The following is a 12,611-nucleotide window of genomic DNA, read 5'->3' as shown; positions in this document are numbered from 1 at the left end:
TGAGCGAATTGTGTTCACCCACGGACGTTCTGAGGTGAACCGGAAAGTTCCGACAATTCGTTGTTGGCGATAACTATAAACAAGTCGTCACAGATAGAAAGTCGGGGCGCATGTTTCCGCAGGTCACTGAAATTCAAGTGGCGCAGCTCACTTCGCGCCTCGATGTGTGATGTACACCCTTCCATGCGCCGCGCAAGCTTGACTTCGCCGTTCGTATCTATAAAAGTAGATGCGTTCCGCTCGGCGAAGGGTGAGGTGTGATCGATGGATGCTTTGGCGATCTTCAAGTCGCTGTCCAACCCGACTCGCCTGCAGATTATGGAGTGGCTCGCACATCCGGCGAAGTACTTCGACGAGGACTCGTACACGCAACAGGATCTCGGTTTTCACATCGGAGTCTGTGTTGGTGACATTCAGTCGCGATCGGGGCTCGCGCAGTCGGTGATCTCGGGGTATCTGCAGGGCATGAAGGATGTGGGCCTGCTCGAGTCCGAACGTATCGGGAAGTGGACGTACTACCGGCGGAATGAAGCCGTGATCGACGAGTTCAGGGAATTCGTTCGCGAAAAACTGTGACAGTTGGGTTTTCCGCGACGATCGTTGTCCTCCAATCATATCTACATATCTAGATATATATTTGTTTCGCGCCCGTGTGGCGCAGTACGAGGAGTGTGTTGTGAAGTCGAAATTGTTGATTCCCGTTCTGGCATTGGGCGTATTCGGAATCATCACCACAGAGATGGGGATTATTGGGGTTCTGCCCCAGGTCAGCGACAAGTTCGGCATCACCGCGTCTGATGCTGGATGGTTGGTCGGCGTGTTTGCGCTCGTCGTGGCGGTGACCGGTCCCTTCACGACGCTTTTCACTTCGGGAATCAACCGGAAAACCGTTCTGTTGGTGGCGATTGCAGTCTTCGCGGTTTCCAATCTGGTGTATGCGACAACGTCGAGTTTCGAGGTGATGTTTGCTTTCCGAATCATCCCCGCCGTCGTTCATCCGGTCTTCTTCGCTCTCGCGCTCGCGAGTGCGGTTCGTCTGGTGCCACCGGAGGAGGCAACTTCTGCGGTCACGAAGGTATTTGCCGGTGTCACTGTCGGATTTGCGTTCGGTGTGCCGTTGACGTCGTATCTGGCCGAGAACTTCACGGTGTCGACAGCATTCGTTTTCGGCGCTGTAGTCAACGTCTTCGCGTTTTTCGGAATTCTGACACTTCTGCCCTCGACCCCGGTGACACAACGCATGTCGTACGGCGCGCAGGTCGGAATACTTCGCCGGCCCCGCGTGTGGTTGACCATTCTTTCCGTCACCTTCGTCTTCGCAGCCATGTTTTCGGTGTACGGATACTTCGCCGAATATCTTGGCGGGGTGACCGGGATGAGCGGATCGTGGATCAGCGCGATGCTCTTGGCTTTCGGTGTCGTGATGATCTTCGGGAACTTCGTGTTCGGTGCGATGCTCGGAAAGAATGTGGTGCGAACGGTGGTGGCTTTCCCGTTGCTGTACATCGTCGTGTACGTCGTGATCTATCTGGTGGGGCCGTACTTTGCCGCGATGACTGTTGCGGTGTTGGTGTGGGGCATGGTGCATTCCGGTGGACTGGTCGTTTCGCAGAGTTGGATGGGACGAGATTCGGCTGATGCGCCCGAGTTCGGTAACAGCCTGTTCATTTCGTTCTCCAATCTGGGAATCACGCTCGGAACAGCGACAGGCGGCTTGTTTCTCGCACATCTCGGAACACGTCAATTGGTCTGGGCCGGAGTCATTTTCGCCGCTCTCGCCCTGGCAACGATCATCGCTCGATTGTCGCTCGGGCGGGCTCACAACGAGAATGGCGCCAAAGTTCCGGTGTAATTCTTGGGAAGTGGCCGCGAGAACTCACCGCGCGCACTGGTCGACAATCCAAGCGTGATCAAGGATTGAACCATCGTGACGGCAGCGGCAACGCCGTCCACTACCGGCACCCCCAGCTCGGCGGACAGTTCCTGGCACAGGTCCGCCATACCTGCACAACCCAGAACGAGGACGTCCGAGTCGTCTCGTTCCAGTGCGTCGAAACAGGCTTCCAGGATCACTTTTCGCGCATCGGGATCACGATCGAGTTCGAGAACCGGAATCTCGCAGGAGTGGATACCACGGCAGCGGGCCTGCATCCCGTAACGGTCCACCAGGTCGGCAGCGCGGCCACGGGTTCGACCGAGGGTGGTCACAACGCTGAATCCGCGGCCCAGGAAGCCGGCGTAATTCATCGCCGCCTCGGCGATCGCAACCACTGGACCCCTGGCCAGTTCGCGGGCTGCATCCAGACCTGGATCCCCGAAGCAGGCGATGACATATCCGTCGACACCGTTCTTCTCGCCGGACGCGATCTCGGCGAGAATCCCTGGGACGCTGAGAGCTTCGTCGTAGTGGCTTTCGATCGACGCGGGACCCATGACAGGGCTGACCGCCTCGACGAATGTGCCCGGACCGGAGACGGCCCGGGCACATTCCTCGATCTTGGCAGTCATCGCCCACGTGGTGTTGGGGTTGATCACCTTGATTCTCATGACTTTCAATCGACCGTCGTGGTTTCCGCGGAGGAAGTATTCCGGACAGCCAGGAGGGTACGCGTGGCGAATAAGTAGTAGACGGCAAAGCCAAGTCCGCAACCGATGAACCAGCTGTACTGTGCTGCCGTGTACATCCCGGTGAGATCTTTGGCCAGCACCGGAACCATCGCGACGACTGCTCCCACGACGGTTGCGATCACTGCGGCCGGGTTGTATCCCTTTCTGTACCAGTAGGTTCCGGTAGGTGACATGCTGAACAGTTCGTCGACGATCACCTTCTGCTTGCGCACGAGGTAGTAGTCGGCGATCAGGATTCCGAACAGCGGACCGATGAACGCTCCGAGGGTTTCGAGCGTGTAGTGGATGACGTCCGGATTGTTGTAGAGGTTCCACGGGGTGATGAGGATCGAGCCGATCGCTGCGATCATTCCGCCGGCGCGCCAGCTGATCTTCTGTGGGCTGACGTTGGAGAAGTCGAAGGCCGGAGAGATGAAGTTGGCGACGATGTTGATGCCGATCGTGGCGATGGTGAAGGTTAGTGCGCCGAGGACGATGGCGAAGGTACTGTCGATTCGTGCCACGGTTGCAACGGGATCGGTGATCAGTTCGCCGTACACCGGCAGTGTCAACGATGCCGTGACGACGACCAGAACCGAGAACACGAGGAAGTTGACCGGCAAACCGAGGAAGTTGCCCTTCTTGACTGCAGCGAACGACTTCCCGTAGCGGGAGAAGTCGCCGAAGTTGAGCATCGGTCCGGAGAAGTACGAGACAACCAGAGCGATTGCACCGAGCATGACCGGTACGGCGTCGAAACCCGAGTACTTGACGTCGCCGAGTGTGAGATCGATTGCGCTCCAGCCTGCTTGGTAGATGAGGTAGCCGCACAGCATGAACATCACTACATATACTGCCGGCCCACAGAAGTCGATGAACCGGCGGATCGACTCCATGCCTCGCCAGAACACGCAGGCCTGCAATACCCACAGCAGCATGAAACTACCCCAACCAAGCGCGGAGAGCCCAGCGAATCCGTAGTCTTCGACGACTGCATAGGGCGCGAGTGACGGAAAGAGTTTGATCAGTACGACATCGAGCGCTGCCGAAGCAAGGAAGGTTTGAATCCCGTACCAAGCCACGGCAATCAGGCCACGAATTATTGCCGGGATGTTCGCGCCGAGGACGCCGAACACGCTACGGCAGATCACCGGATAGGGCACGCCGGTGGCCTGGCTCGGTTTGGCGACCAGATTACAGAAGAAATAGACGATCGTGATGCCGACCAGCAAGGCGACGAGTACTTGCCAACTGGCCAGTCCGAGCGCGAAAAGGCTACCAGCGGTGACATATCCACCGACGCTGTGTACGTCGGACATCCAGAAGGCGAAGATGTTGTACGACGACCAGGTCTGCTTGCGTAGCGGAGCCAGATCCTCATTGGTCAAACGTGGGTCGTAGCCGGGCTTGATCAAACCGCTGCCGGCAGGGTGGCCCGCGGCTTCGACCAGGTCACCTGGGCCGGTGTCCATTGCGGGAGTAGGTGTAGAGGTCGTTCGAGACGGAAGAATGTCGGTCATGACAGCTCCTGTGCATCAGTGCAGGAAATCAGCGGACAGAGCACAAGCTCTCAGCGTCAGTGATGAAAACCGTGTTGAGAAAAGGGTATCGACGCTGTGTTGCACAGTTATTGCGCGATCGGTATATCTTTTTCGGCCAGTAGACCGGTGTTTGTGGGCAGAGTCGCGATCACGGTATTGAGTCGGCGATGATGGATTTCGGAAGCACTCAGTAGGGCGGCTGCGTCCCGGTGCAGGAATGCGTCCAGCATCGCGGTGTGATCCGAGTGCAGAACCTGGCGATCGACGCCGGCAACATGGACCATCGGCTGAACCGGTTCGGTGATGTTCCAGGCAGCTTCGAACATGTGCAGAAGTCGAAGCATGTGCGAAGGTCGGGTCAGTGCGAGGTGAAAGTTTCTGCTCTCGCAGTGATAGGACTGAGAGTCGTCGAAGCGCAATGCGATCTCCAGACGGGAGTTCACCTCGACGGCGTGTTCGTGATCCTCCTCGGTGGCCTGCTCGACCGCGACGGCCAACGCAGCTGATTCGAGAGTTTCGCGGACGATGTACATCTCACGCAATTCCGCCGGCGTCAACTGAGCAACTGTGTAGCCGAGTTGATGTCGGTGGTCGACCAAAGATTCTCCGACCAGGGTTTTCAGTGATTCCCGCACTGGTATTCGGCTGACACCGAATACATCAGCCACGTCGCCGAGAGGAATCGGGGTACCCGGAGGCGCCGAACCGGACAGAATTACTCGCCGCAGTTCGTCGAGGATCGCTTGTTGTGGACTACCGGGAGCATCGATTACCAGTTGCGTCAGCAGTACCGATCTACGGCGCGGCGGCATGTCGCTCTCCCTTCGTGTATCTGCCAGCGTAGAAATATGTTGTTTCGCCCGCGTGACACCGGTGTGGCCGTCGTGAATCGCGCACTCGAGGGGGAACATGAGGGCTCCGATCACGAGCGAAAGTGAGTGCTGCTCAGGAAGCCGATCGTGGGGGTAGCGTTGTTGTGTAGTGGTATGGCAGAAAGCGAGTCGGTCGATGGCATCCGCTGTGCGCTCAGAAGCCGACCAGCGAGTTGTCGGTAACTTGCCCTTGGAGCTGACAAGTTTTGTCGGTCGCCGGCGTGAGTTGGCCGACGCCAGGAGATTGTTCGAGACGTCCCGTTTGTTGACACTGACTGGGATCGGTGGCGTGGGCAAGACAAGGCTCGCGATCCGACTTGCGGGAGCGTTGCAACGGGTGTTTCGAGATGGCGCCTGGTTGGTGGAACTGGGGGAGCAGACGGATCCAGATCTCCTCGAAGATTATGTCGCCGTGACCCTGGGTGTCCGGTCAGTCTCGTCGGCGGACCCGCTGCAGGCATTGATCGACTACTGCGCCGATCGGAGTCTGCTCTTGGTGCTCGACAACTGTGAACATCTGGTCGATGCAGTTGCCCTGTTCACCGGGTCGATCTTACGTCGATGTGCCGGTGTGAAGATCCTCGCGACGAGCCGCGAGTCGCTGGGTGTGGGTGGTGAAGCGACGATGCGTGTTCCCTCCCTCAGCACTCCGCAGCAATATGACTCGGGAGCGTTCGAGGGGCTGGCTCGGTACGAATCCGTGTCACTGTTCACCCAGCGTGCGGCCGCGGTAGTCCCAGGCTTCGTCCTCACGGAGGGGAACAAGCTTGCTGTAGCGCGTATCTGCCACGATCTGGACGGCTTGCCGTTACCGATCGAACTGGCGGCAGCTCGCCTGCGTGGTATGTCTGCTGAGCAGATCATGAACAGGCTCTCGGATCGATACCGACTACTGACAACTGGTGGACGCGACGTTCCGAGTCGTCAACAGACGTTGCGATTGTCGATCGATTGGAGTTACGACCTCTGCTCGCCATCCGAACAACAGTTGTGGGGGAGGCTGTCGGTGTTCTCGGGTGGGTTCGATCTCGATGCCGCCGAGGGTGTGTGTGGGCAGGATCTGAATTCGACCGAAGTGCTCGATCTCGTCACCGCGTTGGTAGAGAAGTCCATCCTGATTCGTGAGGAAACCAACGGGGATGTTCGATACCACCTCCTGGATCTTCTCCGGGAGTACGGACATGAAAAGTTGGAGTCCTCCGGTGAGTATTCCGATCGACGTCGAAGGCATCGTGATTGGTTCGAATCTCTTGTTGTACAGTCTGATTCAGAATGGATCAGTAGTGGGCAGGCTGGGTGGATCGAGTGGCTGAGTCGTGAACAGCGCAACGTACACGAAGCGCTGGAGTTCTCGATTTCGACGCCGGGTCAGGCACGGTCTGCGACACGAATGGTCGCGGCGTTGTACCGATTCTGGCTCAACGGCGGGCGGATCGGTTCGGCGAGGCGCTGGGCGGATCGGACGCTGAGCGCCTCCGATGGAGAGCCGGACATGTATCGCCTGGAAATTCTGTGCATCGATGCTGTGGCACACGGCATGCAGGGTGATCTCGTTCGTGCACGCGGACAGGCGGACGAGAGTTTGCGCCTTGCCGACGTCATCGGAGACGTACGCTCGCGAGGCCTGGCCGGATGGGCCGACGGATATGTCGACGCGTTCAATGGCGAATTCGACACTGCCGCCGAGAAGTTGGAAGTTGCCGTAACGCTGTTCCGATCAGCTGAGAATCTGCAGCACAAAGTGATCGGGTTGGGCACCCTCGGGCTCGCGTACATCTTTACCGGTGCTCTGGAGCGTGCTGTGGAATGTTTCGACGAGTCCCTCGCGATCACCGCACCGCTGCACGAAGTGATGTATCAGGCGTCGACGTTGGCCAACCTCGGGCTTGTGGATTGGCTGCGGGGTGACCTCGAGCGCGCCCGTGATCATCTGACGCGAAGCCTGCGGACCACCGACGCCTCTTTGAACTCGGCATGGTGTGTCGAACCGATGGCCTGGGTTGCTGCAGCGCAACGTGATTGGAAGCATGCAGCGGTTCTGCTCGGTGCCGCATCGATGTTCTGGCAGCGGGTCGGGGGTCGACTGAGCGGGCTTTCGAGTTTGTCAGCCCATCACGACAACGCTGCAGTTTCCGCTCGAAAGGCATTGGGTGAGAGTGCTTTCGAGAAGGAGTTTCGCAGAGGATTCGAGATGGCTGAAGGTGAAGCTGTCGTTTACGCGCTCGACGAGCGTCTTAGCGCCCCGGCTGCATCGCCGATCGACGCACCTCACCTGACCCCTCGCGAACAGCAGGTCGCCGAATTGGTGGCTCAGGGACTGACCAACCGAGCTATCGCGGAGCAGTTGGTCATCTCGCTGCGCACGGCTCAGGGGCATGTGGAGCACGTGCTGACAAAACTGGGATTCACTTCCAGAGCACAGATCGCGGCGTGGTTCGTCTCGACCGCGCAGGAGACCGACTCTCGAGGCTAGGCCGCGGACGCCGGTTTTCGTATTGTGGGCTGATCGACGATGCGGAGTTGTTCGTCCAGGTGCTGACGGAAGAACTAGCCGGACGAGCCGTCAATGCACCTGTTCTGTCTCCTTCGTTCGCGGTTTGTTCGACCACGCGGATTGCGCAGTGACTCAGCTCCGATCGCTCCTCGAAGGCGCGCAAGGGTTGCTGATCGACCGCAGGAACTTCGAACCTTCAGGCCTCGAGCGGACCTTTGTGATCCGAATCAACGAGGGCGCGGCGGGCCAGCCTGACGCCGGCTCTGGTCAGGCGTATTGCTGCGGAAGCCCCGAACATTGTAATCCGTTGTGTCGTAGAGGGAAACGAGGATGTCGAGTCGCTTCGGGGCGGAACGATCGACCTCGATGTCGGCGCTGATCCGTTGTCGTCGTCAGATGTGTGCAGTGAGATTCTCTACCGAGAGCGGCATGTGGGCTTGGTAGCGAAGTCGTCACCGTTGGCCCGTTCGGCTCAGCCGTCGCTGGCGCAGTTGTGCGAGCACCCACACGTCTCGACGTCGAGACGCGGCCGGACACACGGACCGATCGACGACGTGTTGGCCGCGGTCGGACTGCGCCGGCGGGTGATCGCCGTGGTCGCCTCGCTCGTTGCGGCGGCACTGATGGCCGCCGACAGCGATCTCGTTGCAGTGGTGCCGGAAAGGCACGCCCGATACTTTGCCGCTCGCCTCGAGGTGGCCTGGTTTGCGGTGCCGACCGAACTACCGGCCGTCATCATCCACCAACAGTGGCACGGTCGGCTGGATCACGATCCCGCTCATAGATGGCTGCGCGGACATGTCCGGGAGGCAAGCGTCTAGCTGGATTCGGTGGTCGTTCTGTACTCTCGCAGTCATGCAACAGCGGAGTACGGGAACGGTGACACGGTCACTGTTGCTGCTTCTGCTGCCGTTCATCGCCCTCCTGGCCGTGCCGCCGCTCGGTTCCTCTGGCAGTGCCGCGGTGCTGGGAACTGCGATCGCAGTCTTCGTGGTCGCTGCCCTCGCAACCTCCTCGAAGTACGAACTTCTGCAGCTCTGCGCGGTTTCGGCCACCGGCCCGTCTGATGACGAACGGTGCCTGCGTGGTGCTTTCCGCAGGCAGAGCAGCCCGGATGCGCCAGGCCGTCCGCAACTTCGAGCACCCGGAATCGGTCTGTAGATCGGCCGTCGGCGGGTGTGAACTCGTCATAGGTCGGTCAGACGTCTTGCGTCCACGACCATTCCCGCGCTCTCGGTTGCCTGAGCGCGCCTCTCGGTGAGGTTCATTCGTCATGCTCGATTTTGTCTACTACCCGGTGTCCGGAATCCTCTGGTTCTGGCACAAAGTTTTCTCACTGATCTCCGGATCGCCCGACAACGGCGTCGTGTGGGCGTTGTCGGTCGTATTTCTGGTCTTCACACTCAAGGCCTTGCTGTTCAAACCATTCGTCAAGCAGGTTCGCACCCAATTGGTCATGCAAAAGCTGCAACCACAGTTGAAGGCATTGCAGAAAAAGTACGCAGGCGACCGGCAGAAACTTACTGTCGAGATGGCAAAGCTGCAGAAGGAACACAACTACAGTCCGTTACTCGGATGCCTGCCGATGCTCGTCCAGGCACCGGTGTTCATTGGTCTTTACCATGTCCTGAGATCATTCAATCGAACCGGAGCGGCATCCCACGTCCCGTTTCTGAGCCCGACCGAACCGATGTCGGTGGCGGACAACGCGAACACGGCCAACTACTTCTTCAGTGCCTCGGACGTGCAGTCGTTTCTGGACGCCAAACTGTTCGGCGCGCCGTTGTCCGCCATGATTTCGAGTCCGGTAGCGCAGTTGGAAGCGTTCGGCGACGTCAGTCGGATCTCCATCATTCTGGTTGCCGTACCGCTGATGATTTTTGCCGCCGTCGCTACACATTTCACGTCGCGGGCGTCCATCGCTCGTCAGGTCGACACCGGAACCGTCAACCCTCAAACGGCAATCATGAACAAACTTGCTCTGTGGGTATTTCCGGTTGGAGTGATTGCCTTCGGTGCTTTTGCGCCCGTCGCGATCCTGCTCTATTTCGTGAGTAACAACTGCTGGACGTTGGGACAACAGCATTTCGTGTACGGGCGCATCGCGGCGGAACAGAAAGAAGCCGAATCGTCGCCGACACCCGGGGTGGCTGCAGGACCGCTGCCGGGTGCAAAGCCGATCCGCGCCAAACGCAAGCGATGACAGAAAAGCGACCCTCCCTACCGGCGGGTACGGCACGTACGCTGGAATGCATGACCAAATGGACCGCAGAAGACGTAGTCGATCAGACCGGCCGCACATTTGTCGTCACGGGGGCGAACAGCGGACTGGGGGAGGTAGTCGCACGGGCTCTTGGCAAAGCCGGGGCCGACGTCGTCCTCGCCTGTCGTGACACCACGAAGGCCGACGCTGTAGCCGCCGAGATCGGGCCCAACGCGGTTGTCCGCAAATTGGACCTCTCGGATCTATCGTCGGTGCGAGCTTTTGCCGACGCAACGGAGAAGGTCGACGTCCTGGTGAACAACGCCGGCGTGATGGCGGTTCCGTTCCGCCGGACTATCGATGGATTCGAAATGCAGATCGGCACAAACCATCTCGGACACTTCGCGTTGACCGGATTGCTGAAGGACAAGCTCACCGACCGTGTCGTGACGATGTCCAGTGCTCTGCATCAGCTCGGAACTGTCGATCTGGACGATCTCAATTTCGAGCGTCGGAAGTACAACCGCTGGTTGGCCTACGGGCAGTCCAAGCTGGCCAATCTGTTGTTCACGTATGAACTTCAGCGCCGACTCGCGGCGTCCGGTTCACCGCTCAAAGCTTTGGCTTCGCATCCGGGATATGCGTCGACGAACCTGCAGGGGCATACCGAGTCGATCCAGGACAAGCTGATGGGGATCGGAAACCAGATCTTCGCGCAGTCCGCGGAGATGGGTGCACTCCCCGAACTGTGGGCCGCAACCGCGCCGGATGCCTTCGGCGGCAGTTACATCGGACCGGACGGTCCGTTCGAACAGAGAGGTTATCCGAAGGTCGTTGGCTCGAACAAGAAGTCACACGACAAGAAGACCGCCTCGGGCTTGTGGATGCTGTCGGAGAAGTTGACCGGAGTCTCGTACGGGATCTGATTCGGATACGACGGTGGCCGCGAACTTCGAGAAGTTCGCGGCCACCGTCAATCTGTTCGAGCTAATACTGTTCGGGTTACAGCGTGACAACCATCTTGCCGGTGTTCGCACCGCGCATCAGGTCGATGAAGGCTTGTGGTGCATTCTCCAGGCCCTCGACGATGGTCTCGTCCCACTGAATCTTGTTGTCGGCGAGCCACCCTGCCATATGGGTGCGGAATTCGCCGCCGAGGTGGCGGTAGCCGCCCACGAGGAATCCGCGCAGAGTGAGTTGCTTGCCGATCACCAGTGCCAGGTTGTGGGGAGCGGTGGGCTTCTCGGTGGTGTTGTACTGAGCGATGGCCCCGCACAGGGCAATCCGGCCACCCGGGTTCATGGCATCGATGGCGGCTTCGAGATGTTCGCCACCGACGTTGTCGAAGTACACGTCGATGCCCTCAGGGGCAGCAGCGGCGAGCAGTTCGGTGATCGGGCCGTCGTGGTAGTCGAATGCCGCGTCGAATCCGAGTTCCAGAAGCCGGGCAACCTTCGCCGGCGAACCGGCGCTACCGATAACCCGCTTCGCCCCGAGCAGCTTGGCGATCTGACCGACGAGCGATCCGACGGCTCCGGCTGCGCCGGACACGAATACGGTGTCGCCTTCCTTGAACTCCGCAACCGCGGTGAGGCCGGCGTACGCGGTCAGACCGGTCATGCCGAGAGCGCCCAGGTAAGCCGTCGCCGGCGCGATGGAGGTGTCGGCCGGAGTCACCGCGGATTGGTCGAGGATGGCGTATTCACGCCACCCGAGGCCGTGGACGACAACGTCGCCCACGGCGCGATCAGCCGACTTGGATTCGACGACCTCGCCGACGGCGCCACCGTCGAGCGGCGCACCGACCTGGAACGGCGGAAGGTAGGACTTCACGTCGTTCATCCGGCCGCGCATGTACGGGTCGACGGAGATCGCGATGTTGCGGACCAGGATCTGGCCGTCTTCGAGTTCGGGGAGTTCTACTTCGGCAGTGGCGAAGTTCTCCGAGGTGGGCCAACCGTTCGGGCGTGAAGCGAGGCGGATTTCCCGGCTGACAGTGGTGGTGCTCATTCGTCGTCCTTACTTACTTCGAGGGTGACCTCGATGTTGCCGCGAGTTGCATTGGAGTACGGGCACACCTGGTGTGCCTTCTCCGTCAGCTCGACGGCCTGATCATGGGGTAGGTGGGGGAGTGAAACCTCCAGCGTCACAGCGAGACCGAAGCCTCCTGCACCGTTGGGGCCGATGCCGACCCGCGCGCCGACTGCGGAATCAGCCACGTTGGCCTTCTCGGCGCGAGCGACCATCTGCAGAGCGGAGTGGAAGCAGGCTGCGTATCCGGCGGCAAAGAGTTGCTCGGGGTTGGTGCCTTCGCCACTGCCACCCATTTCCTTGGGAATGGCGAGGCCGAGATCGAGGCGTCCGTCCGAGGTGCGAGCGTGACCGTTGCGGCCTTCGCCGGTGGCAAGTGCTTCTGCGGTGTAGACGATGTTCATGACTTCTTCTTTCCGTCGGAGTGGGCATTGGATGCTTGAAGTGATTCGCCGAGACGAGTGAGAACGTCTCGAAGCTCGGTGAGTTCGTCGTTACTCAGACCCGTGGCGCCTGCGAGTTTGGCCGGGATGTCCTCGGCCTTGCTGCGCAAGGTGGAACCCGCCTCGGTCAGGTGAATCTCGACGCGACGCTCGTCGGTGGTGAGGCGTCGGCGCTCGATGAATCCCAGACCCTCCAGCCTCTTGAGCAGCGGCGACAGAGTTCCGGTATCGAGATCGAGTGCCTCACAGATCTCACGTACCCCGCGGCCGTCTCGTTCCCAGAGTGTCAACAAGACGAGGTACTGGGGATACGTGATTCCCAGGTCGTCGAGCATTGCCCGGTACGCGGCCGTAGTGGCCCGCGACGCCGAATAGAGGGCGAAGCAGACCTGGCGTTCGAGGGCGAGTGGGTTGGTCACG

Annotated in this window: 13 protein-coding genes; 7 read left to right on the top strand and 6 right to left on the bottom strand. The window is 59.8% G+C overall.

What is annotated here, in order from left to right; genetic code table 11:
• Positions 1-264 precede the first annotated feature (264 nt).
• Together ACSW29_RS16450 and ACSW29_RS16445 are read left to right on the top strand one after the other, a co-directional pair.
• Positions 265-576, top strand: coding sequence for an ArsR/SmtB family transcription factor (locus ACSW29_RS16450; RefSeq protein WP_230814626.1), 312 nt, complete (start codon positions 265-267; stop codon positions 574-576).
• A gap of 100 nt (positions 577-676) precedes the next feature.
• Complete coding sequence (locus ACSW29_RS16445) at positions 677-1,852, top strand: MFS transporter (protein ID WP_448277736.1); 1,176 nt, start codon at positions 677-679, stop codon at positions 1,850-1,852.
• On the opposite strand, the gene ACSW29_RS16440 is transcribed toward ACSW29_RS16445, so the two are convergent.
• The 3 genes from ACSW29_RS16440 to ACSW29_RS16430 form a co-directional block, all read right to left on the bottom strand.
• Positions 1,819-2,547 (bottom strand): aspartate/glutamate racemase family protein, encoded by a 729-nt coding sequence (locus ACSW29_RS16440; protein WP_317828647.1) that lies wholly within the window; start codon positions 2,545-2,547, stop codon positions 1,819-1,821. The genes ACSW29_RS16445 and ACSW29_RS16440 overlap by 34 nt on opposite strands.
• A 5-nt stretch (positions 2,548-2,552) precedes the next feature.
• Positions 2,553-4,127: an NCS1 family nucleobase:cation symporter-1 gene (locus tag ACSW29_RS16435; RefSeq protein WP_448277735.1), complete on the bottom strand. Its 1,575-nt coding sequence runs from the start codon at positions 4,125-4,127 to the stop codon at positions 2,553-2,555.
• A 107-nt stretch (positions 4,128-4,234) separates the two neighbouring features.
• A complete protein-coding gene (locus ACSW29_RS16430) occupies positions 4,235-4,960 on the bottom strand; it encodes a GntR family transcriptional regulator (protein ID WP_230814622.1) in 726 nt (241 codons plus the stop codon).
• A gap of 196 nt (positions 4,961-5,156) precedes the next feature.
• On the opposite strand from ACSW29_RS16430, the gene ACSW29_RS16425 reads away from it, so the two are divergent.
• The 5 genes from ACSW29_RS16425 (at position 5,157) to ACSW29_RS16405 (ending at position 10,643) form a co-directional block, all read left to right on the top strand.
• Positions 5,157-7,493, top strand: coding sequence for an ATP-binding protein (locus ACSW29_RS16425; protein WP_448277734.1), 2,337 nt, complete (start codon positions 5,157-5,159; stop codon positions 7,491-7,493).
• A gap of 272 nt (positions 7,494-7,765) precedes the next feature.
• Positions 7,766-8,335 (top strand): LysR substrate-binding domain-containing protein, encoded by a 570-nt coding sequence (locus tag ACSW29_RS16420; RefSeq protein WP_448278161.1) that lies wholly within the window; start codon positions 7,766-7,768, stop codon positions 8,333-8,335.
• A gap of 34 nt (positions 8,336-8,369) precedes the next feature.
• Positions 8,370-8,675, top strand: coding sequence for a DUF6412 domain-containing protein (locus tag ACSW29_RS16415; protein ID WP_448277733.1), 306 nt, complete (start codon positions 8,370-8,372; stop codon positions 8,673-8,675).
• Positions 8,676-8,787: 112 nt separating this feature from the next.
• Complete coding sequence (gene yidC / locus ACSW29_RS16410) at positions 8,788-9,717, top strand: membrane protein insertase YidC (protein WP_448277732.1); 930 nt, start codon at positions 8,788-8,790, stop codon at positions 9,715-9,717.
• Between the two features lie 50 nt (positions 9,718-9,767).
• Positions 9,768-10,643, top strand: a complete 876-nt coding sequence (locus ACSW29_RS16405) for an oxidoreductase (protein ID WP_317828652.1) — start codon at positions 9,768-9,770, stop codon at positions 10,641-10,643.
• A 76-nt stretch (positions 10,644-10,719) separates the two neighbouring features.
• Here ACSW29_RS16405 and ACSW29_RS16400 read toward each other — a convergent pair whose 3' ends face one another.
• Genes ACSW29_RS16400 through ACSW29_RS16390 form a run of 3 tightly spaced genes read right to left on the bottom strand, consistent with a single transcriptional unit; the run spans position 10,720 to position 12,610 of the window.
• Positions 10,720-11,727, bottom strand: coding sequence for an NADP-dependent oxidoreductase (locus ACSW29_RS16400; protein WP_448277731.1), 1,008 nt, complete (start codon positions 11,725-11,727; stop codon positions 10,720-10,722).
• Positions 11,724-12,152, bottom strand: coding sequence for an organic hydroperoxide resistance protein (locus tag ACSW29_RS16395; protein ID WP_003939720.1), 429 nt, complete (start codon positions 12,150-12,152; stop codon positions 11,724-11,726). Before ACSW29_RS16395 ends, ACSW29_RS16400 begins: the two co-directional genes overlap by 4 nt.
• Positions 12,149-12,610, bottom strand: a complete 462-nt coding sequence (locus ACSW29_RS16390; RefSeq protein WP_003940568.1) for a MarR family winged helix-turn-helix transcriptional regulator — start codon at positions 12,608-12,610, stop codon at positions 12,149-12,151. Before ACSW29_RS16390 ends, ACSW29_RS16395 begins: the two co-directional genes overlap by 4 nt.
• Position 12,611: the final 1 nt, after the last annotated feature.

This window comes from Rhodococcus sp. GB-02 (assembly GCF_053470465.1).
The sequence above is the reverse complement of the archived record's forward strand: the minus strand, read 5'-3'. Positions and strand labels throughout refer to the sequence as shown.